The sequence below is a fragment of the Paenibacillus sp. RC334 genome (assembly GCF_030034735.1).
GTDB classification, from domain to species: domain Bacteria; phylum Bacillota; class Bacilli; order Paenibacillales; family Paenibacillaceae; genus Paenibacillus; species Paenibacillus terrae_A.
On sequence record NZ_CP125370.1, the window covers coordinates 5,953,369 to 5,979,552 of the forward strand.

Genomic DNA, 26,184 nt, shown 5'->3' on the forward strand with positions numbered 1-26,184 from the left:
ACAGTGAGAAGACGTGTTGTGGTGACAGGACAGGGAGTCGTAACGCCGGTTGGGCTTAATCTTACAGATTTCTGGAATTCACTGTTGGAAGGAAAGAGCGGTATCGGACCTGTCACTGTTTTTGATACAGCGGACATTCCGACGAAGATTGGCGCACAGGTTACGGGCTTTGATCCGTTGCAATATATGAGCAAGAAGGAAGCTAATAAAGTAGCACAGTTCACCCAATTTGCCTTGGCGGCTGCCCGTCAGGCAGTCGAGCAATCGAAATTAGTGATTGACGAGCGGAATGCAGGCCGCGTGGGTGTTATTGTCGGCTCTGGAGCAGGAGGCCTCGACGTCATAGAGGAGAACTACAGGAAATTAACAGAGCTTGGCCCCAAAAGGGTTTCTCCTTATTTTGTTTCCTCGATGATGATTAATTCAGCGCCTGGTGAAATCTCCATTGCTATCGGAGCCAAGGGACCTTCGTTTGCCGTGGTTACGGCTTGTGCTACTGGAAGTAATGCTATCGGTGAGGCATTACGTACGATCCAGTATGGCACGGCAGATGTCGTGGTCGCTGGGGGAGCAGAAGCCAATTTTAGTCAGCTTGATTTGGCATCTTTTGCGAATATCCATGCTCTTTCCAGACGCAATGAAGAGCCGCAGAAGGCCAGTCGCCCGTTTGATGTGGACCGCGATGGATTTGTCATCGGTGGAGGGGCAGGGGTCTTGGTACTGGAGGAACTGGAGCATGCCATGAACCGGGGGGCCACCATTTTGGCCGAGGTTGCGGGTTACGGATGCACAACCGATGCGTATCATATCACGGCTCCAGATCCCTCGGGCTCCGGTCCGGCAGAAGCGATCAGCATCGCACTGCAGGATGGTGGCTTGACACCGCAGGAAATCGACTATGTCAATGCCCATGGTACAAGTACGCCGTTTAACGACCGTATGGAGATCAACGCCATTCAGAAGGTATTCGGGGAGCATGCCCCCCATTTGGCGATATCGTCTATTAAATCCATGACAGGCCATTTAATGGGCGGCGCAGGGGCAGTCGAATTAATTGCAACTGTACAGAGCATGATCCACAGCAAAGTACCACCGACACTCAATTGCGACAGCCCTGAAGCCCCTGAACTGAATTTTGTCCCGCATGTATATCAGGAACGTGAGGTCCGTGCGGCGATTAGCAATTCCTTTGGTTTCGGGGGGCACAACGTCTGTCTTGCTGTTCGCAAGTGGGAAGGGGTATAAGCCTGTGAGCAAAGAGCTAATCCATATCCCGGATGTGCTTCCGCACAGGTACCCGTTTCTTCTGCTGGATGGCGTGACTGGGTACGAAACATCGCAATGGGCGAAGGGGTACAAGCTTGTCACCTGGAGTGAGTGGTTTATTACAGAGGCTAATCCATACATGCCTTCTATGTTGATCGTGGAGTCGCTCGCACAATTGGCGGCATTCGCTGCGATTGACAAAAAAGGCATTTCATATCTGACCAACCTTAATGGAGTTCGATTCCATAGCTTGGCGAAGCCAGGGGACCGAATTGATCTCCATTTTCAAGTCAACAAGCGTCGGCGGGGCTATATACTCGGAAGCGGCCGGGCTTCTGTAGGTGAGCGTTTGGTGGCTGAGGCGGAAGAAATTGTTTCACTTGATCAATGAGCGGAGGAAGCGCACGTTAAATGGTCCTTTTGTCCTCCTGACTGCCAGTAGCAGCGGGAGGATAATCACATCACGGAATAGGAGTGAACGAGATGAATGACATGCAGTTATATGATTTAACAAATGCGCAGAAACGTATATGGTATACCGAATTACTCTATCCAGATACGTCAGTGTCACAGCTTTCCGGTACAGCCAAGATGAAGGGCCGTATCCATATCGCTGCCTTCATGCAGTCCATTAATTTGATTATCAAACAGTATGATGCGTTCCGCATTCGTATCACCTCAGTGGATGGAGTGCCTCAGCAGTATGTCGTTCCTTATGAAGAGAGACAGTTGGAGTATCTGGACCTTACTCACTATGAAAGTGTATCAGAGGTAGAAGCTTTACTTGAGCAGCACAAAAGCAAACCCCTGCAACTGCTGGATTCTGAGCTATTCCAGTTTTTGATTGTAAAGATTAGCGAGGATGAGTATTGGATTAATACCAAGATGCACCATATTATTTCTGACGGGATATCAATGGTGATCTATGGCAATCAATTGACGGAATTTTACATGCAGATCATCCAAGGAAATGAACCGACGCTGAATGACGATTGCTCCTATATTCAATATATTGCAGAAGAGAACGCATACGAGCTTTCTGACAGATACCAAAAGGACAAGGCATACTGGCTGAATAAATTTTCTGATTTACCTGAACTTACGGGTTGGAAGTCATACAATCCGTTATCTCTAAGCACCCGCGCCGTTCGGGAGCATTTTACCGTGCCAGAGGTGCTGTATCACGAGCTGCAGGCATTTTGCCAACAGAACAGGATTTCTCTGTTCCAGTTCTTCATGGGTGCGATGTATATTTACATACACAAAGTGACGAATCAGCCGGATGTGGTGATCGGTACTTCGTTCGCTAACCGGGGGAACAAAAAAGAGAAGCAAAAGATAGGTATGTTCGTCAGCACGGCTGCAGCCAGAACATACGTCGAAAAGGATATGGATGCGTTGAGCTTTCTGCAGGATGTAGCCAGGGATCAGATGTCAGTCCTGCGGCATCAGAAGTATCCATATAATCAGTTAATTCAGGATCTTAGAGAAATGCATGGTAACAAGGATATTCAGCGGCTTTTTGGCGTTTCAATGGAATACCGCCTTATCAATTGGGTTGATTTGGATGAGGTGCGCATTTTGACGGATTATGATTTCTGCGGTGACGAAGTGAATGATTTCGTGCTTCATATCGTGGAGATCCTGGATGAAGGCGAGCTGGTACTGGATGTCGATTACCGGACGACGCTGTTTGAACGCAGTGAAGTAACGGACATGGTTTCCCAGTTGCTTACGATCGCCGAGCAGATCATTCATGCACCGCAGCTTCCCATCGCAGAGGTAACCCTGCTGGGAGAAGCGGATGAGCAATCCATTTTGGCTCTCTCGGAAGGGATTGTAGCTGATTATCCGCGTGAAAAGACAATTCATGGCTTATTCGAAGAACAAGCCGAGCGCACGCCAGATCATGTTGCCGTTCAGATGGGCGAGCAGAGCATTACATATCTAGCTCTAAACGAGCAGGCTAACCAGCTTGCGAGATATTTGCGCTCCGAGGGAGTAGGAGCAGATACGCTCGTAGGGATCATGGCTGACCGTTCCTTGGAGATGATCGTCGGCATTATGGGCATTTTGAAAGCAGGAGGTGCCTATGTACCGATTGATCCCGATTATCCCGAAGAACGTATCCATTATATGCTGGAGGATTCGGGAGTCCATCTGTTGCTCACCCAAAGCCATCTATGGGAGAGTACCACATTTGACGGAAAGCTTGTGAATCTGGACGAAGTTGCATCGTATAAAGGGGACACTTCAAATCTGGAGAGCATTTCGGGGGCGAGCAATCTTGCCTATGTTATCTATACGTCGGGTACAACTGGCAAGCCGAAGGGAACGCTGATCGAGCATAAAAATGTAGTTCGACTGCTCTTTAACGATAAAAATTTATTTGATTTCAGCGCTCAGGATACGTGGACGCTATTCCATTCGTTCTGCTTCGATTTTTCGGTTTGGGAGATGTATGGAGCCCTTCTCTACGGAGGAAAATTGGTGATTGTTCCGTCTCTTACAGCCAAGAGTCCAGCAGCTTTCCTGGAGTTGTTGAAAGACAACAAAGTCACCATTTTGAATCAGACGCCGACGTATTTTTATCAGGTGATACAGGAAGAACTGGCGCACTCTTCGACAGAGCTTAGTCTTAGAAAAATCATTTTTGGTGGAGAGGCCTTAAGCCCATCTCTTCTGGGAAACTGGCGGTTTAAGTATCCTGATGTGCAACTGATTAATATGTATGGAATTACGGAAACAACGGTCCATGTCACCTACAAGGAAATCACGGAACGTGAGATTGAAGCGGGGAAAAGCAATATTGGCAGAACAATTCCGACACTTAGCGCTTACATTTTCGATGAGCAAAGACGTCTGCAGCCTGTCGGGGTTCCAGGGGAGCTATACATCGCGGGCGACGGTCTTGCCCGAGGGTATTTGAACCGTGCAGAGTTAACAGCCGAGAAATTCGTAGAGCATCCGTTTCGGGCGGGAGAGCGAATGTACCGTACTGGCGATCTGGCTCGCTGGTTGCCTGATGGTAATATCGAATATTTGGGCCGGATCGACCATCAAGTCAAAATACGTGGCTACCGAATTGAGCTTGGCGAGGTGGAAGCCCAAATTCTCAAGGTTTCGAATGTACGGGAAACGATTGTCCTTGCAAGGGACGACGAACAGGGACAAAAATTGCTTTGCGCCTACTACGTTGCCTCCACCGACCTTTCGCCGAGCGAATTGAGGTCTCAGCTGGCCGTAGAACTACCAGCTTATATGATCCCTTCTTATTTTGTCCGGCTGGAGCAAATGCCGCTTACGCCAAATGGCAAGCTCGATCGCCGCGCGCTGCCAGCTCCTGAGGGCAGTGTACAATCCAGCGAGGTTTATTTGGCTCCGAGAACTGCTGCGGAAGCGCAGCTAGTGCTAATCTGGCAGGATATTCTGGGAGTTGCCCGCGTCGGCGTTAGAGATAATTTCTTTGAAATTGGTGGTCACTCCTTGCGGGCGACATTGCTCGTTTCACGGATTCAAAAAGAGTTGGGGGGCAGCCTTTCGTTGCGGGAAGTGTTTCAGTGGCCTACGGTCGAGTCCATGGCACGACTGGTGAAAGAACGCATTCCGACTGTGTATGAATCCATCCCACGGGCGGAGGAAAGCGAAGCTTACCCCGTGTCCTCAGCACAGAAGCGGTTATTTGTGTTGAGACAAATGGACGGAGGAGAGCTCAGCTACAATATGCCTGGAGCATTCACAGTGGACGGGCCGTTGGATCGCGTTCGGCTGGAATCTGCGTTCCAGGCACTGATCCAGCGTCACGAATCCCTGAGAACCGGCTTCTATATGAAGGATGGAGAGCTTGTTCAGCGTGTGCATAGGGATGTGCCGTTCGCGTTGGACTACACAGAAGCTTCGGTGGAGGAGACGGATACGCTCGTACGCAGCTTTATCCGTGCCTTTGATCTCAGCCAGGCCCCATTACTGCGTGTTGGCTTGGTGAAGCTGGAAGAGGAACGTCATCTGTTGCTGTTTGATATGCACCATATCATTTCGGATGGGGTCTCCATTCAAATACTGGTGGAAGAACTCACCTCATTGTATCAGGGAGAACAGCTGCCAGAACTGCACATCCAGTACAAGGATTATGCTGTATGGCAACGGGAGCATTCAGAGAACCAGTGGAAAGAGCTTGAAGCATACTGGCTGCAGGCTTTTGAAGGGGAACTGCCTGTACTTGATTTGCCTACGGATTATCAAAGACCTTCTGTTCGCAGCTTCGAGGGTAGCCGAATTGATTTTACATTGGATGCGTCCGGCAATAAGGCAATACAGGAACTCGCATCCCGTACAGGTACTACGCTGTATATGGTATTGCTGGCTGCTTATTCGGTCCTGTTGCACAAATATACGGGGCAGGAGGACATCATCGTAGGTTCTCCGGTGGCCGGAAGACCGCAAGCGGAGCTTGAGAGCATCATCGGGATGTTTGTCAATACACTGGCTATGCGCAGCTACCCGGCGGGAGACAAGACATTTCAGGATTATCTTCTCGAAATCAAGGAAACGGCGCTCAAGGCGTTCGAGCATCAGGACTATCCTTTGGAAAAACTGATTGAGAAGCTGGGTATAGGACGTGATGTCAGCCGCAATCCACTCTTTGATACTCTGTTGGTATTGCAAAATACGGAGCAGGCAGAGCAGGACATGGGCGGGCTGCGCTTTACTCCTTACCCGCTGGAGACCGTTACAGCCAAATTTGACCTGTCACTTAATGTAGAGGAGCAGGGGGCAGAGCTAGCTTTTGGTTTGGAGTATAGCACGGTTTTATATCAGCGAGAGAGTGTAGAGCGACTTGCTATGCACTTGCTTCGGGTTCTGCATGCGGTCGCTGTCAATCCCCAGTTAAAGCTGGCGGAGATTGAGATGATCACACCGGAGGAGAAGGTGCAGATCATTGAAGAATTCAACGCGACATCGGCTCCTTATCCAAGTGAGAAGACTATTCATGAGCTGTTCGCAGAGCAAGTAAAACGTACACCGGAGCAGACGGCGCTTGTATTCGGCAACGTCCAGCTAACCTACCTCGAATTGGAAGAGAAGGCGGGGCGGCTGGCCCAAACACTGCGTCGCTTGGGAACGTTGAGGGAGCAGCCTGTGGCCGTGATGGGCGGACGAAGCATCGAGATGGTCATTGGTATGCTCGCGGTGCTTCAGGCAGGTGGAGCCTATGTGCCGATTGATCCTGATTACCCGGAAGATCGGGTTCGTTATATGCTTAATGATTCCGACGCCAAGCTATTATTGGTGCAAAAGGGCGAGCTTATAAGTGTAGACTACGGTATACCGATTGTCGATCTTAGCAGTGAAGAGGCCTATGCAGCTGAACCTGCCCGGCCGGAGACTGCTCAGGGATCGCAGGGGCTTGCTTATGTCATCTATACATCGGGTACGACAGGTAGACCGAAGGGCGTTATGGTTGAACACCGGAACGTGGTCCGTCTGGTCAAAGAGACCAACTATGTGGAGTTGAATGAATCCACACGAATTTTGCAGACAGGAGCCGTGGCCTTTGATGCTTCTACATTCGAAATATGGGGAGCGTTGCTTAATGGTGGGCAGCTCTATTTCGTAGAGAATGACGACATTCTGATTGCTGATAGGCTCAAAGCGGCTATTGCCAAGTATGGGATTACGACATTGTGGCTTACTTCACCGCTTTTCAATCAGCTTTCCCTGCAAGATGAGTACCTGTTCAGAGGGCTAAAAACATTGCTAGTCGGCGGTGACGTACTGTCCATATCTCATATGAACCGTGTGACCGAGGCCAATCCTGATCTTGTCCCTATCAATTGCTATGGTCCGACAGAGAATACGACCTTCTCCACCACCTACAAGATTCCGTGTCATGCCGAAGGGGTCGTGCCGATTGGTCGCCCAATTAGTAATTCGACCGCTTATGTGGTCAATGGATCGCTTCAATTACAACCCATTGGTGCTTGGGGCGAACTAATTGTCGGCGGTGAAGGTGTAGCACGCGGATATCTCAATCGTCCTGATCTCACAGCAGAGAAATTTGTCCCTAGTCCTGTCAAGGACGGAGAATCATGCTACCGAACTGGGGATTTGGTACGCTGGCTTCCAGATGGGAATTTGGAGTTTAAAGGAAGAATTGATGAGCAGGTCAAAATACGTGGTTACCGCATCGAACTCCCTGAAATCGAGGCCCAACTGGCCAAGGTGGAGTCAGTAATCGACGCCGTAGTGGTCGTTCGCGCGGATGAGCTTGGAGAGAAGCAGCTTTGCGCTTATTATGTGGCGGATCGTACGCTCACGGCAGGCGAAGTACGTCTTTCCCTATCGCAGGTACTTCCGGGCTATATGATTCCATCCTACTTTATCCAGATGGATCGTATGCCATTAACGTCAAACGGAAAAGTGGACCGCAGATCTCTGCCAGCTCCTCAAGTGGGTGCGCATACGGGACGGAAGTATACGGCTCCCCGTACACCGGCGGAAGAAGCCTTGGCGTCTGTTTGGCAAGGGGTGCTGGGTGCCGAGCAGGTGGGGATCCATGACAATTTCTTTGAATTGGGAGGAGACTCCATTAAGGCCATTCAGGTTTCGTCACGGTTACTACAGGCTGGTTATCGGTTAGAGATGAAGGAACTGTTCAAATCTCCAACCATTGCGGAGCTAAGCGCGCAAATACAAACGGCTGTGCACATGGCTGAACAAGGAACTGTGCGTGGATCGGCCTCCTTGACTCCAGTCCAGCAGTGGTTCTTTGGACGGAAGCAGGCAGAGCCGCATCACTTCAATCAAGCGGTCATGCTGTACCGTGAACAGGGATTTGAGGAAAAGGCCTTGCACCATGTGCTGAAAAAACTCGCTCAGCACCATGACGCCCTCCGCATGGTTTTTCGTCAGACAGAACAAGGCTACGAGGCTTGGAATCGTGGTCTTGAAGAAGGAGAGCTTTATAGCCTGCAAACCGCTGATTTACGGAATGAATCCAATCCGGTCGCAGCCATTACAGTGTTGTCGGACGACATTCAGCGCAGCATCAATCTGGCAGAGGGTCCGCTGTTGAAGCTAGGACTTTTCCATTGTCAGGATGGAGACCATCTCCTGATCGTGATCCACCATTTGGTGGTGGACGGAGTATCCTGGCGGATTTTGTTTGAGGATATCGCAGCGGGCTATGAACAGGTGACTCAAGGACAGGTGCTGACATTCCCGCAGAAGACGGACGCTTTCCGTGACTGGGGTGATGCTCTTTCCCGTTATTCGGAAAGCCCGGCAATCGAAATTCATCAGGCGTATTGGAAAGACCTGGAAAGACAGAAACTTGAGCAGTTACCGAAGGATGAGGCTGTAGAAAGCCTTCTTTTACGGGATAGCGAAGTGGTAACAGCACAATGGACTGTAGAAGAAACCGACCAACTGCTGAGAAAAGCCCACCGTGCTTACCAAACGGAGACGAACGATCTGCTATTGACCGCTCTGGGCATGGCGGTATCCAAGTGGTCCGGCATTGGAAAGATTGCTGTGAATCTCGAAGGCCACGGTCGTGAACCGATTATACCGAATATCGACATTACCCGTACCGTCGGCTGGTTTACAAGCCAATATCCGGTGATTTTAGACTTGGGCGATGACCCGGAAGTGGCAGCCTTGATCAAGTCTGTGAAAGAAGGGCTGCGCCGAATTCCGAACAAAGGCATCGGATATGGGTTACTCAAAACCATGGCAAGTCAGGTGGACGCAGACAGCTGCAGCTTGCAGCCTGAGATTTCTTTTAACTACCTGGGGCAATTTGATCAGGATTTGCAGGGAAGCTCGTTGCAGATTTCTCCTTATCCGACCGGAAGCGCCCAAAGCTTGTTGGAGGAACCAGCCTATACGCTAGATATCAATGGCATGGTGACGGATGGAGCCCTGACTCTGACGATTACTTATAACGGAAAACAGTATAAGTCATCTACGATGGAACAACTCGCTGGATATATTGAAGACAGCTTGCGCGAGCTTCTTCATCATTGCGTAACCCAAGAGAGATCGGTATTGACACCAAGCGACGTGCTTGCGAAAGGGCTGAGCATTGCTGATTTGGAAGAGCTTTCTAAGCAAACCAGCCACATAGGTGATATTGAGAATGTATACAGTCTGACGCCGATGCAGAAGGGCATGCTGTTTCATGATATGTTTGAGCCGCATACAGGTGCTTATTTCGAGCAGGCTGCCTTTGACTTTAAGGGTAGCTTTGATCCGGCCGCCTTTGGACACAGTCTGGATGCAGTGGTGGAGCGTCATGCCATCCTGCGCACGAACTTTTATAGCGGATGGGGTAGCGAGCCTTTACAGGTTGTATTTCGGCACAGAGGCGCCAAACTGGTGTACGAAGATCTGCGGGAGATGAACGCAACGCAGCGCGAAGCTTATTTGAAGACGTTTGCTGCAAAGGACAAAGCACAGGGCTTCAACCTGTCTGAAGATGAGCTTCTCCGTGTTTCGATTTTGTGCACAGGTGAAGATAGCTTCCGTCTTTTGTGGAGCTTTCACCACATCGTCATGGATGGATGGTGTGTTCCGTTAATTACGCAGGAGGTATTTGAGCATTATTTTGCCCTCCTGGAAGGAAGAGCACCTCAATTGGCGGAGGTTCAGCCGTATAGTCGATACATCGAATGGCTGGAACAGCAGGATGAAGCAGCTGCGGCCAACTATTGGAGCCGTTATCTGGCTGGTTATGACCAGCAGACGCTTTTACCTCAAGTCGGGGAAGCAAGTATAGGGGAAGGTTATCTATCAGAGAAACTGAATTACACCCTCGACAGGGAATTGACCGGGCGTCTGGAAAAGGTAGCCAGAGACGCTCATGTCACGATGAATATATTGCTGCAATCCATCTGGGGCATTGCGCTTCAACGATACAACGGTAGCCGAGATGTCGTATATGGAAGCGTAGTATCAGGAAGACCAGCAGAAATCCCGGGCATTGATCGGATGATCGGTTTGTTCATCAATACGATTCCAGTTCGTGTGAAGACGGAAGAAAATCTCCCCTTCAATGTCCTGATGAAGCAGCAGCAGGAACAATATATGGCTTCTCATATGTATGACACCTACCCACTGTTTGAGATTCAGGCTCAGACCGATCAGAAGCAGGATTTAATCTCACATATTATGGTATTTGAGAACTATCCTGTCGAGGAGGAGGTAGAGCGTCTGGGTGGTGGCGAGGCTGCCTTTGAGATTGAGGACGCGGAGCTTCTTGAGCAAACGAACTACGATTTTAACCTGATCGTCCTGCCGGGTGAAGAGATGAAATTGCTTTTCCAATACAATACGCTCGTCTATGACTCATCCAATATAGAGCGAATCAGGGGACATCTGGTTCACCTTATGGAACAAATTGTGAAGAACCCTGGAATATCCGTGGATGCTCTGGAACTGGTCACGCCGCAAGAGAGAGACCACATCCTGAACATATGGAAAGATATCGCAGTCCCATATGAGCATTATGCCGAGCTTCATGCACAAGCACAGACTGCACCTATTGGCCAACCTAACGTATACATTGTGGATGACCATTTCAGGTTGCTGCCTGTCGGTGTCGCTGGCGAGCTATGCATCGCAGGTGTCGGATTTACGCGGGAGCATCATAACCATCCTGAATTAACGGATGAAAAGTTCGTGGACAATCCGTTTGCTCCAGGGGAGCGCATGTATCGTACGGGTGACTTGGCTCGTTGGTTGCCGGATGGCACGATCCAGTACCTGGGCCGAGTCGACCATCAGGTCAAAATCCGCGGCTACCGGGTCGAGCTGAGCGAGGTAGAAGCGCAAATGCTCAAAGTGCAATCTGTTCAGGATGTTGTGGTCATGGCTGTAGAGGGTGATGACGGTCACAAGGATCTATTCGCTTACTTCGTAGCTGACCAGACGATTGAAATAAGTGAGTTACGAGCGGTTCTATCGGAGCTGTTACCGGTGTATATGATTCCCTCCCACTTCGTGCAATTGGAAAATCCGTTACTGACGCCAAGCGGAAAAATAGATCGAAAAGCGTTGCAGGGAGAGCGCGGATGGGCAGTTGCTTCATCTGTAGCTCCAAAGACACCTGTGGAAATTCAATTAGCTAAAATCTGGCAAGAGGTGTTGGGTGTAGAGAACGCGGGAGTGAAGGATAATTTCTTCCATTTTGGAGGTCACTCACTGCGTGCAGCCCTGCTAGTCTCACGAATTCGCAAGGAAATGAACCGTGAGATTAGTCTGAGAGAGGTGTTCCAGTCACCTACAATTGAAGGATTGGCTTATGCCATTGAGGGCTACACACCGCTCGATTTTGAGGAAATTCCTACGGCTGGACTACGTGAGCACTACCCATTGTCCTCAAGCCAAAAACGGCTGTTTATTCTAAGTCAGCTGGAAGGCGGAGAGCTGAGCTACAATATGCCGGGTATCCTTACGGTTGAGGGAGCCTTGGATCGGGAACGGCTGGAGCAGGCATTCCGTCGCCTGATTCATCGCCATGGGTCGCTGCGTACCCGTTTTGTGACTGTTAACGGTGAACCCGTACAGCAGATCCTGACGGATGTACCATTTACTGTGGAATATGCGGAGTTGAGCGGGGAAGAGGCAGAAGCTTCCGTTCAGCAATTTGTCCGTCCTTTCGATCTTGGCGAAGCTCCATTGCTGCGGGTCGGCCTTATCCGAATTGCGCATGAGCGCCATTTACTGTTGTTTGATATGCATCATATTGTCTCAGATGGTGTTTCTATGAATATTCTTATAGAAGAGTTTCTCCGCTTCTACCAAGAGGAGGGCTTATTACCTGCACTACAGATCCAGTACACAGACTATGCGGTATTTCAGCAGGAGCAACTCGGAAGCGAACGTCTCAAAGCCCAGGAAGCTTACTGGCTGGATGCATTCCGCGGAAGCTTGCCAGTGCTGGATTTGCCGGGGGATGAAGTCCGTCCTGCGGTGCGAAGCTTTGCGGGGGACCGGATCGACTTCCGTATTGATTCTTCTCTGAGCGGTTCACTCCAGGAGCTGGCTACCCGGACGGGTTCTACTCTGTTCATGGTACTGCTGGCAGCCTATACAGCGCTCTTGCACAAGTACACAGGTCAGGAAGATGTCATTGTCGGCTCACCTGTGGCGGGAAGATCCCATGCGACACTCGAAGGTCTCATCGGTATGTTCGTCGGCACACTGGCACTGCGTACTTATCCAGAAGGGGAGAAGTCTTTCGAGACTTATTTGCAGGAAGTGAAGGAAACAGCGCTGCAGGCGTATGAAAACCAGGATTATCCGTTCGAGGAGCTGGTAGAAAAGCTGGAGCTTCAGCGTGACCTGAGCCGCAACCCGTTATTTGATACCATGTTTGTCCTGCAAAATATCGAGCAGGGAGAACAAGAAATAGAGAGATTGCGTTTCACTCCTTACGATAATGTACATCCTGCTGCCAAGTTTGACCTCACGCTGACCGTAAGTGAAGCGGATGGGGCATTGGATTGCACGCTTGAGTACTCGACTGCGATCTACAAGCGAGAGACTGCTGAACGAATGACAGGTCATTTTGTACAGCTTATTCGGGAAGCAACCGCCAATCCGGCGATGCCGTTGTCATCCCTTGATATCGTGACACCTCAGGAAAAATCAAAGCTGATGCAGGAGTCGGCCGAAGCCAGAGCAGATTATCCTCGTGACAAGACGATTCATGCGTTGTTCGAGGAACAGGCTGCTCATACTCCGAATGCAGTAGCAGTCGTATGTGAAGAGGCAACCCTGTCCTACAGCGAGCTGAACGAACGGGCAAACAGACTTGCCAGAACGCTCCGCGAGCGTGGCCTCCAACCAGATGGTTTGGCTGGAATCATGGCCGATCGTTCCCTCGAAATGGTCGTCGGGATTTTGGCCATCTTGAAGGCGGGCGGGGCCTATGTCCCTGTGGACCCTGAATATCCGGAGGACCGCATTCGCTTTATGCTGGAGGATTCGGGAGCCAAGCTATTGCTGACACAAGCACATCTGGAGAAACGCGTCTCCTTCGCCGGGGACATCATCAATCTGGACGAGACGGCTTCCTACAAGAAAGATATCTCAAACTTGAAGCCTGCAGCCGGACCGGAGCATCTTGCCTATGTCATCTACACATCGGGTACGACAGGCAAGCCCAAGGGAACGCTGATCGAGCACAAAAATGTAGTTCGCCTACTCTTTAATGATAAAAATTTGTTTGATTTCGGTCCTCAGGATACGTGGACACTGTTCCATTCATTCTGCTTTGACTTCTCCGTATGGGAAATGTATGGGGCATTGCTGAATGGAGGACGTCTGGTCATCGTTCCATCGCTTACGGCGAAGAGTCCGGATCGATTCTTGCAATTGCTTAAGGACCAGAAGGTCACCGTCTTGAACCAGACGCCGACATACTTCTACCAGTTACTACAGGAAGAGCTTGCTCATCACGCGGCAGAGCTGAGCCTCCGCATGATTATCTTTGGTGGAGAGGCATTAAGCCCGGCCTTGCTCAAGGACTGGAGAACGAAGTACCCGCAAGTGCAGCTCATCAACATGTATGGCATTACCGAAACGACTGTACATGTAACCTACAAGGAAATTACAGATCTGGAAATTGAACAGGGCCGCAGCAATATCGGCATCACGATTCCGACGCTGCGTGCGTACATTCTGGATGAACAGCGCCGTCCGCAGCCGATTGGCATTCCGGGTGAACTCTACGTGGCGGGCGAAGGTCTGGCGCGCGGCTACCTGAACCGACCGGAATTGACGGAAGAGAAATTTGTTGCTCATCCGTTTGCAGCGGGCGAGCGTATGTACCGCTCGGGTGACTTGGCACGTTGGCTGCCTGATGGCAGCATGGAGTATTTGGGACGGATTGACCATCAGGTTAAAATCCGTGGTTACCGCATCGAGCTGGGCGAAGTGGAAGCGAAGCTGCTCCATGCCCCGTCTGTAAGGGAGGCCGTTGTGCTCGCCCGGGAGGATGGAAGTGGGCAAAAGGTGCTTGTCGCCTATTTCACTGCCGATCAGATGCTGACGGTAGGCGAATTGAGAAAAGCCTTGGCTGCTGAACTGCCAGCTTATATGATTCCGTCTTACTTCATGCAATTGGAACAGATGCCATTGACGCCAAATGGCAAGCTGGATCGCAAGGCGCTTCCTGCTCCGGAGGCCAATGTGCAGACAGGAGCGGTTTATGAACCGCCAAGGACGAAGGCTGAGGAAGCTCTGGCGTCCGTATGGCAAGGTGTACTGGGAGCGCAGCAGGTCGGCATCCATGATCATTTCTTCGATCTGGGTGGTGACTCCATCAAAGCGATCCAGGTATCCTCAAGATTGTTCCAAGCCGGGTATAAGCTGGAGATGAAGGATCTCTTCAAATATCCGACAATTGCCGAGCTAAGCCCGTATCTTCAGGCAGCCGGACGCACAGCAGAACAGGGCGAGATCCAAGGTGCAGCGGAGCTAATGCCAATTCAGCGTTGGTTCTTTGAACGCCATACAGCGGAGCCGCATCATTACAATCATGCCGTTATGCTCTATCGGAAAGACGGCTTTGATGAAGCTGCACTCCGATTGACGGTGACCCAAATTGCTACCCACCATGACGCGCTGCGTGTGGTCTTCCGTTCTACAGAAGCTGGATATGCAGCCTGGAATCGGGGAACGGACGAAGGTGAGCTCTACACATTGGACATCGCTGATGTGCGGCAGGCAGAAGATCAGGCAGCTGCCGTTCAAGCCAAAGCCGATGACATCCAGGCAAGCTTTCACCTGGAAGACGGCCCACTGTTCAAGCTAGGCTTGTTCCATTGTGACGATGGCGATCATTTGTTAATTGTCATCCATCACCTCTTGGTTGACGGCGTATCCTGGCGCATCCTGTTTGAGGATATCGCAGCGGGATACGAGCAGGCGTTGAATGGACAAGCCATCGTTCTTCCTCAAAAGACCGATTCGTATCTTGTATGGTCTGAGCAAGCGGCGAAGTATGCAGCAGGGCCTGCTCTGGACAAGGAGCGTGCATACTGGCAGCAGATCGAGGAGGCGATTTTGGCTCCACTGCCAAAGGATAAGGATCAGGAGCCGGGCACCATTCGGGATACCGAGTCGGTAACGGTAACGTGGTCTGCGGAAGAAACGGACCTGCTGCTGCGACAAGCGAACCGGGCGTATCATACGGAGACGAATGATTTGCTCTTGACTGCTCTGGGGGCAGCAATACAGCGCTGGACAGGCATGGAGCAGATTTTGGTCAATCTTGAAGGGCATGGACGGGAAATGATTATACCTGAACTGGATATCACCCGTACCGTGGGCTGGTTCACAACCCAGTATCCGGTTCTGCTGAACCTTCAAGACGGACAGGAAGTATCAGCACGAATCAAGCGTATCAAGGAGAATTTGCGCCAGATTCCACACAAAGGAATCGGCTACGGCCTTCTGAAATATATGGCACTGGAGAAAAGTGGCGGGTTCGGCGTAGAGCCGGAGATTTCCTTCAACTATCTTGGACAGTTTGATCAGGATTTGGAGGGGAATGCCCTCAGCCTATCCACACATTCAGTCGGTAAGGCGCTCAGCGACCACACACCGCAGCAGTATGCTCTGGATGTGAATGGCATGATTGCCGAAGGCCAGCTATCACTGACGGTTACGTATAGCACCAGGCAGTATCGCAAGGAGACGGTGAATCATTTTGCTGAATTATTACAGTCCAGCCTTAGCGAGGTCATCCGGCATTGTGTGGCGCAGGAGCGTTCACAGCTTACGCCAAGTGATGTTTTGTTCCAGGGATTAACGTTGGAGCAGTTTGATCGACTTACAGCTCAGACGGCCCACATTGGAGAGATTGAAGATGTGTACAAGCTTACGCCAATGCAGAAGGGGATGCTGTTTCACAGCCTGCTGGAGCCAGACTCCTCTTCATACTTCGAGCAGGCTACGTTCGAGCTGCGAGGCAGCTTCGATGTAGATACTTTCTTCGAGAGCTTTCAGGCTTTGGTGCAAAGACATGCCATACTACGTACCAGCTTTTACAACAACATTGGTGATTTACCGCTGCAAGTTGTCTTTAAGCAACGGCCAATCCCACTGCACTACGTAGATTTGCGTGCCGCAACTTTGCAAGAGCAAGAAGCCCAAATCAAGGCTTACACTGCTGAGGATATGGCTAAGGGGTTCAGCTTGGCGGAAGATCCGCTGATGCGAGTAACCGTCTTGCAAACAGAACAAAGCTCACTGGTATTATGGAGCTTCCACCATATTGTCATGGATGGCTGGTGTATCCCGATCATTACACAGGAGCTGTTCGATTATTATTCTGCTATGCGACAGCAGGTACAGCCTGTGCTGCCGCCAGCTCAGCCCTATAGCCGTTATATTGAGTGGCTTGATGCACAGGATGATGAGGAAGCTTCAACATATTGGAGCCAATACCTCAAGGACTATGATGGGAATACCGTATTGCCGGAAGGCAAGACGAAATCTCAGGCCAAAGAAGCGGGCTATGTTCTAAATGAGTATGTTCTCCATCTGGGTGCATCCTTGACCGATAAAATGGATGTTGTGGCGAAGCGAAACCACGTGACCGTCAACACCTTAATGCAGACAGCTTGGGGACTGATTCTTCAACGTTACAATGCCAGCTCGGATGTGGTTTTCGGCGGCGTTGTGTCAGGTAGACCGGCTGAGATTGCAGGTATCGAAAATATGGTGGGTCTGTTCATTAATACAGTACCTATCCGTGTACAGTCCTCCAAAGACGAAGCCTTTGTCGAGGTCATGAAACGTACACAGGCACAATCGCTGGCAGGCCGTGCTTACGACACTTACCCACTATATGAGATTCAGGGGAAAACAACCCAAAAGCAGGACCTGATTTCTCATATTATGATCTTTGAAAATTATCCGCTCGACGAACAGGTGGAACAGTCGGGTAATCAAAATGAGGACAATCTCGAAGTCGCGAACTTCACCATGTTTGAACAAACGAACTATGGCTTTAACCTGGTTGTGATTCCAGGCGAGGATATCAAGGTCTGCATACGTTACAATGCTTTGGTCTACGAACAAGAAAGCATTGCACGAATCGGTGGACACTTGATGCAAATGCTCGATCAGGTAGCTACTCGTCCGCAGGCGACCATAGAGGAGCTGGAGATTGTAACATCTGAGGAACGGGTGAAACTGCTAGACTGGGGCGGCAAGGCCCACACCTATCCAAGTGATCAGGGTCTGCATACCTTGTTTGAAGAGCAGGTTGTCCGTACGCCAGATAAGATTGCAGCTGTTAACGGCGATATTCAGGTCACGTATCGGGAGCTGAACGAGCAGGCGAACAGATTGGCCTCCACCTTGATCGCTCAGGGACTTCGGAGTGAACAAGTGGTTGGTCTGTTGGCGGATCGGTCTGTAGAACTGCTTGTCGCCATCATGGGTGTGCTCAAAGCGGGCGGGGCCTATGTACCTATTGATCCTGAATATCCGCAGGAACGGATTCAGTATATTCTGAAGGATTCTGGCGCTGGAATTCTGCTCACACAGAGCCACTTGACGGAGTTGGCCTCTTTTGAGGGAACGGTTATGGAATTGGATTCCCCGCACATCTACGGCAACGGGGTGGATAATCCCAATCTGCCAGTGAGAGGAAACGATCTGGTGTATTTAATCTATACCTCGGGTACAACAGGGAATCCGAAGGGAACCATGATTAACCATAAAGGGATCGTGAACTACATCTGGTGGGCCAATGAGGTCTACTGTGCGGAGCAACCAACAGATTTCCCGCTTTACTCATCCATTTCATTTGACCTGACGCTGACATCAATTTTCACTCCATTAATTAACGGAGGATTGGTACGGATTTACGATGGTATAGATAAAGCGGAGGTTGTTCAGCATATTTTGCGCGAAAATGCGGTGGACATTCTCAAGCTGACGCCGACTCATCTCAGCCTTATTAAAGATATGACCATCCCGGCGGAAAGTCGCATTCAGCAGCTCATTGTGGGTGGAGAGAATTTGACCACACATTTGTCGCAAACCATCACAGATCTCTTTGGCGGCAACATCAAAATCTACAATGAATACGGTCCAACCGAAACGGTCGTCGGCTGCATGATTCACCTGTACGATCCTGTGAAGGATACACGTGAATCCGTACCTATTGGATTGTCGGCAGACAATATATACATCCATATCCTGGATGAACAACTTCGTCTCGTGCCATTAGGCGTGGAGGGCGAAATGTACATCGCAGGGGACGGGGTAGCCCGCGGATACCTGAACCGTCCTGAGCTTACCGCAGAAAAATTCATTAGAAATCCGTTTGCTTCGGAAGGAAATATGTATCGAACCGGGGATTTGGCTCGTCGCCTTCCTAATGGAGACATTGAGTACATTGGACGTATTGACCATCAAGTTAAAATACGGGGCTATCGTATAGAGCTTGGTGAGATTGAGGCCAAGCTACAGGATATTCCACTCGTCGAGGAAGCTCTCGTTGTTGCGTGGGCAGATGCCCATGGACAGAAGTCTCTGTGTGCCTACTTCGTAGCTGATCGGGAAATGTCTGTCAGCGAGCTGCGGAACGAACTTTCTGGACTGCCTGCGTATATGATCCCGTCCTACTTCGTCCAACTGGACGTGATGCCTTTGACACCGAATGGCAAGCTGGACCGTAAGGCACTGCCTGAACCGAACTCGGGTGTGAAGGCGGGCGCGGCCTTTACTGCTCCACGGACGGATGTGGAGAACATTTTGGCTTCGATCTGGCAGGGTGTGCTAGGTGTTCCGATTGTCGGCATACATGACAATTTCTTTGAGCTTGGAGGCGACTCGATCAAATCGATTCAAGTATCATCAAGGCTTCTCCATGCAGGCTATAAACTTGAGATGAAGGATTTGTTCGGCTATCCAACCGTTGCAGAGCTGGCCCAGCGCGTTAACGCAGTCAGCCGAATTGCAGATCAGAGCGAGGTACACGGAGCGGTAAGACTGGGACCTGCCCAGCGCAGATTTTTCGACGAGCAGTCGACGGACCTGCACCACTTTAATCAGTCGGTCATGTTGTACAGACGGGAAGGCTTCAATACCGATGCGCTCGCCAAGGCTGTTCGGAAAATTGCAGAACATCATGATGCGCTGCGACTGGTGTTACGCCAAGGAGAGCGGGGATTTGAAGCCTGGAACCGCAGCTTAGGTGAGGGTGAGCTTTATAGCCTCCAGATCCACGATCTGCAGGATGAAACAGACCCGGCTTCGGCAATAGAAGCAGGTGCGGAAGCCATTCAGCGCAGCATCTCTCTCGGTGATGGACCTCTCTTAAGATTGGGTTTATTCCGCTGCGCGGAAGGCGAACATCTGTTAATCGTTATTCATCATCTGGCTGTTGATGGCGTATCCTGGCGCATCCTCTTTGAGGACCTGCAGGAGGGTTACGAGCAGGCAGCACGCGGAGAAGCTGTCAAGCTTCCGCAGAAGACGGATTCGTACCGTGCATGGGTTGAGGGAATCACACAATATGCGAACAGTCCGGCGGCTGAACAAGAACGCAGCTATTGGGCAGAGGTAGAAGGGGATGGCTTCGCCCCTCTTCCAAAAGACAAGGTAGACGGTGCTCTTCTCATCAAAGACAGCGAGACTGTTACGGTGAGATGGTCACCAGAAGAGACAGAGCAGTTCCTGAAAGAGGCAAACCGCACTTACAACACGGAAGTTAACGATCTGCTCCTGACGGCCCTCGGCATAGCTGTTCACGAGTGGACCGGGATCGAACGTGTAGGCATCCTTCTGGAAGGACATGGACGGGAGCCTGTTGTACCTGAACTGGATATCACTCGCACTATAGGCTGGTTTACAAGTCAATACCCTGTCGCCCTTGAGATGAAAGAGGAACTGGAGATCGGCGCTAGAATCAAGCGTGTCAAGGAAGGCTTGCGTCACATTCCTAACAAAGGTGTCGGATATGGTATTTTGAAATATTTGAGCGACGTATCCGATGTCTCCTCCTTCTCTGCTGAACCGGAGATTATCTTCAACTATCTGGGACAGTTCGACCAGGATCTTGCAGGGGGGATGATGGAGGTATCGCCTTACTCAGTAGGATCTGAGGTCAGTGAGCAGATGGTACAGCATCAGGCATTGAACATTAATGGACTGATTGCCGAAGGACGACTTCAGCTTTCGGTCAGCTATAACCGTCAGCAGTTCCACACGGAGTCGGTAGAGAAGTTTGTCGGCATCCTGAAGAACCGTCTCAGCGAAGTCATTGGACATTGTGTACGAAAGGAAAGAACGGAGCTTACACCAAGCGACGTACTCCTCAAAGATATCAGCCTGGAAAAAATCGAGGAGCTGGAAGAGCAGACACGGCATATCGGCAGTATTGAAAATATGTATAAACTGACACCGATGCAAAAGGGAATGTTGTTCCACAGCTTGCTGGAGCCTCATTCGGAAGTCTACTTTGAGCAGGCTAAATTTGAAATTCACGGAGCATTCTATCCTGAGGATTTCAAACGCAGCTTAAAGCATCTGATGAAACGGCATGCCATATTGAGAACGAATTTCCATGCCGGATGGGGCGATTTCCCTATACAGATTGTGTTCAAAGAAAGAGCGTGCGACTTCGTATACGAGGACCTGCACGAGCTGGAATCCGATGAAATTGAAGCGCGTCTTGCAGCTTATACTGCTCAGGACAAAGCAAGAGGCTTTGATCTTGCCGAAGAAGCATTGCTGCGTGTAACCATTCTACGGACGGCAAAAGAGGCTTACCATCTGCTATGGAGCTCTCATCACATCATTTTGGATGGCTGGTGTATGCCTCTTGTGCTTCAGGAAGTGTTTGAAACGTACGGGGTTCTGCGTGAGCAGAGGGAGCCTGAGCTTGCTGCTGCTGTATCGTACAGCCAGTATATTCAATGGCTGGAGGAGCAAGGTGAGGAAGAGGCATCCTCTTACTGGAGAGGTTATCTGGAAGGTTACGAACAGCAGACGAAGCTGCCGCAAGCGACAACACAGCCATTGGCAAAAGCAGAAGCCTACGTATCAGAGAAGCTTGTATTCACGTTGGATGCGGAGCTGACCGAGCAGCTGGAACAAGTGGCCAAGCAGAACCAGGTAACGATGAACACGCTGATGCAAGCAGCCTGGGGAATCGTGTTGCAGCGCTACAATAGAAGTCAGGATGTCGTCTTCGGAAGTGTGGTATCGGGAAGACCTGCCGAGATTCCCGGTATCGAAAGCATGATCGGTCTCTTCATTAATACGGTTCCGATTCGGGTACAGGCCGAGGGAAGCGATACGTTCTCCCATGTGATGAAAAGACAGCAGGAATTATATTTGGCAGGACATGCTTATGATTCCTATCCGCTCTATGAGATTCAGGCACAGAGCGAACAGAAGCAAGATTTAATTTCCCATATTATGGTATTCGAGAATTATCCGGTAGAGGAGCATCTGGAAGAGAAAATTGCCAGTGAAGAGGCTGAATACCAAATTACGGATGTTCAGATGTTTGAACAGACGAATTATGATTTTAACCTCATTGTGCTGCCAGGCCGTAATCTGGAGTTCTTGTACCGTTACAATGCCCGCGTCTATGATCGGGAGAGCGTGGAACGGATTCAAGGGCACTTGATAAAGATTCTGGAAAGTGTATCTGTTCAGCCTGCCATTCGTATTGATGAGCTGGAGCTGATCACGCCAGAAGAGAAATCGCAGATTATAGAGGTGTGGGGCGATACAGCAGCTCCTTATCCGCGTGAGAAGACCCTTCACGGCATATTTGAGGAAAAGGCTGCGCTCACACCGGATCGTACAGCACTTATCTATGGCGAAACGAAGCTTACCTACGGAGAATTTCATCAGCAGGCGAACCGCCTCGCACGTACGTTGCGTGCCCAAGGGGTCAGACCGGACGAGCCGGTCGGCATCATGGTTGAACGTTCGCTTGAGATGATCATCGGCATCCATGCCATTCTAAAAGCGGGCGGGGCCTATGTACCGATTGATCCGGAATTCCCGGAAGATCGTATTCGCCACATGCTGGAGGATTCGGGAGCGAAGCTTCTGCTGACGAAGAACCATCTCAAAGATCGCTTTCCGTTCACTGGCACGCTCCTGGCACTCGATGACCCGCAGGCGTATCATGCTGATGACTCGAATCTGGAGCCACTCGCCGGGCCGGAGCATCTGGCGTATATCATTTACACGTCAGGTTCAACCGGTAAGCCGAAAGGCGTAATGATTGAGCATCGATCTGCCGTCCATACGTTGAGTCAGTTGGAAGCTGAATATCCGATGCTGGCAGGTGATCGATTCCTGCTCAAAACGACATTCACCTTTGACTTCTCCGTACCGGAGCTATTCTGCTGGTTCTTTGGGCAGGGAACTCTCGTGATCCTGCCGCAGGGCGCGGACAAAGATCCGGTGGCATTGCTGGAGGCCGTGGATACGAGCTGTATCACGCATCTCAATCTGGTACCGTCGATGCTCAGTGTCCTCGTTCAATATTTGAAGGAAGGCGGCAGCCAAGGATTCCTTACTCTGAAATATCTGTTTGCCTGCGGCGAGACGCTGCCCGCCAAACTTGTGGAAGAGTACTATAAAGTATCTCCACACGCAGTACTGGAGAACATCTATGGTCCTACGGAGGCGGCCGTATATGCGACCCGATATACTACGAGCCTTGAGACTGCTGCTCTAACGCATGTGCCTATCGGTAAACCGTACGCTAACGTCCAAGTATGGATGATGGACAGTGCTTCTCAGGTATCACCTGTGGGTGTACCAGGAGAACTCTGCATTGCAGGCGAAGGGGTAGCGCGAGGGTACTTCAACCAGCCGGACCTGACGGCAGAGAAGTTCATTCCTCACCCGTACAAACCGGGAGCACGGATTTACCGGACGGGCGATTTGGCCCGATGGCTGCCAGACGGGAATATTGAGTATTTGGGGCGGATCGATCACCAGGTAAAAATCCGGGGTTACCGCATTGAACTGGGAGAAGTGGAGGCACAAATTCTTAAAGTGCCGTCTGTGCAGGAAGCGGTAGTCCTTGCACTGGCTGATGCTACTGGAAGTACTCAGCTTTGTGCGTACTTTGTGGCTGAAGAGGGACTTGCAGCCAACGTATTACGTGAAGCACTGGCCAGCGAACTGCCAAGCTACATGATTCCGACTGCTTTCGTACAGCTGGCACAAATGCCGCTGAATCCGAACGGCAAATTGGATCGCAAAGCGCTGCCGGCACCGGAAGCACTCCTGCGGAGCACAGCGGAGTATATCCCGCCGCGTACGCCGACTGAAGTAGAACTGGCGCAGATTTGGTCCGAGGTACTCGGTGTGCAGGAAATCGGAGTCAAGGATCATTTCTTCGAACTTGGGGGCCACTCCCTGAAAGTATTGGGATTGATCCAGAAGATCTCGTCCGTCATGGGTGTCCAGCTCCAGCTCCAGCTCGTGTTCAATCTTCCGACTGTGGAGCAAATGGCACATGAAATATCCAAGCTGCAGACAAAAGATGCTCCTGATGAAGAAGAAATGGAAATTATCCACTTCCCAGGCAAAGGCGCGCTTAAAGTATTTTGCTTCCCTCCTCGGGTCGGCTACTCTCTGGGCTACTATGAGATGGCTAGAGAGCTGGAAGGACATTGTGAGGTATACGGGCTGGAATTCATCGGCGATCGTTTTGAGAGTCAAGACATGCTGGATCGATACATGGATGCCATCGTGGGTATTCAAGCAGAGGGACCATATGTCTTCCTGGGATACTCACTCGGAGGGAATCTGGCCTTCGAGGTGGCCAAAGCCATGGAAAGCCGAGGTCAACAGGTCAGCGACCTTATTATGGTGGATGCTATGAGAAAGACGTCCAAGGATGAATCGACGCCGGAGCAGCTTGAAGAGATCGTTGAGACGGTGTTGGACAGCATTGGGGATCAGTACAAAGCATTCTTGGCCGATCCATCCGACAGGAAGCGAGTCAAAGACAAAATGTTGATCTACTCCATCTATCGGAATGAGCTTATTAACGCAGGTGAAGTTCAGGCCAATATCCATGCCTTGGTTGCAGAAGACGATAGTATGGGTCCGGTGACATCATCAGATAAATTGCTATGGCAACAGGCGACGCTTGGTCAATACGAAGAATACGGAGTTATCGGTACGCACGATGTGCTGCTTGATCCCGGTTATGTTGGGGAGAATGCTAAAGTGCTGAGACAGATACTTGGCAAGGTCGCAGAAGCATCATCTAAAAACAAGCCCATATTGTCCTAAGATTAATCAACAATAATAAGTTTTGGGCAGTAAAGACGCCCGGGTTCCTTTATATAGGAGTAACCCGGGCGTCTTTTGTGTTTTTTGCAACCATCAACATGTAGAGTATCTAATCATCTGTGTTTGTTTTAGCAACGGCTGACCGTGGGTGATTGATATTGGAGATTAGCTCACGGATGACTTGAATGACAAGCTCTGGTTGATCATGAATAATCATATGGTCGCTCTTTTTGGCAACAATAAATTTGCTGTTTGTAGAGATGTTGAGCATCTCACGCTGCCCCATTTGCCAGCTTTGTTCGATCTGCTCATTCCCGCGCTTACTAATACCGAACTGAGTCAAATTTTGCTGGATGCCCCGGGCAATCACACGCACAGGGAGGTTTCCCAAATGTTGCCCACGTATGGCATTTTCGGTCGTGCTCACCAAATCACCCTCCTCGGCAACAGATCGAAAGTATTTGGGTGAAGCGACAATATTCACAAACGATTTTCTATCTTGATGCTCGACACGACCAGTTAGAATAAAATTAGGGAACAGACGAAAAGCCCCCGACCTTTCTAGAAGAATGGATATTAACGGCGAGGGGTTGACCTTAGGTCGTTCCTTGGCATAAATCTCATTTGTCCGGCGGGCGTCATTCTCAGGCCTAGCATCCACCAGCACCAATCCTGCCACCTCATCACTGTACGTTTGTGCGTACAGCCTTGAGTACATGCCCCCGAGAGAATGGCCTACAAGGATATAAGGAGGCTGGATGTCTGTATTCTTTAAGGCGAGATGAAGCTCTCGAACGATGTTTTCCCCAGTGCGTGGAGTAGCAGCCTCCTCGCTCCAGGCATAGCCTGCCCGGTCATAGGATACAACGGTGGCGAATGATGACAGATTTTCGGGAATATCCCTCCAGGACAAGCTGCTTTCCCCGCTTCCCGATTCAAGCAGTATTGTCGGAGTGCCGCTACCAAGTTTGCGAATATGGAGTCGATAGCCTCCGACGTCAACCATTTTCCCCAGAGGAGGATATTGCAATTTATCCTGTTTGGATGCAATCCACTCATAAACAAATCCAGAGATAACGACAAGTAGTAAGCAAGAGATGACAAAAAACACAATTCTCGTCCATGTTCGTCTTCGTTGCTTCATTACAAGATCTACTCCTCTATACTGTTAATTAATCAATAGCTAACGTTAGTATGATACAAAATTGCCTACGTGTAATTTGGTAAGCTTGCTGAAGATTTCAGGTAAACCATCAAAATGAAGTTCCGTAATATCCATCTATTCTCTATTAAAGAGGGTGGTGGTTATGACGATGGTTTTCTCATATCATTTTTACCCATCCTTTCTTTGTCAAATCATCAATATTAAAGGGAAATAAGACTTAGCACTTGAGCTGTAATGAGTAACGCGGTATTTTGGGGCGATAAAACAATTAAATAAAAAAGCTTGCATTTAAATATTTGGCATGATATATTCTAATTCCGGCCAAGAAATACAAAGTTGCGAGCGAGAGTTACAAAAAGAATTTTAAAAAAAGCTTGCAAAGTTGGTTCGGACATGATATGATATAAGAGTTGATAAGGCGACGAGCTGAGTTAACAAAAAGAAAT

At 50.1% G+C, this 26,184-nt stretch carries 4 protein-coding genes; 3 read left to right on the plus strand and 1 reads right to left on the minus strand.

Annotation, left to right across the window (positions count from 1 at the left end; translation table 11 throughout):
• The first annotated feature begins 3 nt into the window (after window positions 1-3).
• The 3 genes from fabF (at window position 4) to QMK20_RS27300 (ending at window position 24,573) form a co-directional block, all read left to right on the plus strand.
• Window positions 4-1,245: a beta-ketoacyl-ACP synthase II gene (fabF, locus tag QMK20_RS27290; RefSeq protein ID WP_283654084.1), complete on the plus strand. Its 1,242-nt coding sequence runs from the start codon at window positions 4-6 to the stop codon at window positions 1,243-1,245.
• A gap of 4 nt (window positions 1,246-1,249) precedes the next feature.
• Window positions 1,250-1,657 carry a 3-hydroxyacyl-ACP dehydratase FabZ family protein gene (locus QMK20_RS27295; protein WP_404521325.1) on the plus strand — a complete coding sequence of 136 codons (408 nt, stop codon included), beginning with the start codon at window positions 1,250-1,252 and terminating at the stop codon, window positions 1,655-1,657.
• Window positions 1,658-1,749: 92 nt separating this feature from the next.
• Entirely contained in the window at window positions 1,750-24,573 is a 22,824-nt protein-coding gene (locus QMK20_RS27300; protein WP_283654085.1) for a non-ribosomal peptide synthase/polyketide synthase, read from the plus strand.
• A gap of 109 nt (window positions 24,574-24,682) precedes the next feature.
• On the opposite strand, the gene QMK20_RS27305 is transcribed toward QMK20_RS27300, so the two are convergent.
• Entirely contained in the window at window positions 24,683-25,717 is a 1,035-nt protein-coding gene (locus QMK20_RS27305; RefSeq protein WP_283654086.1) for an alpha/beta hydrolase, read from the minus strand.
• Window positions 25,718-26,184: the final 467 nt, after the last annotated feature.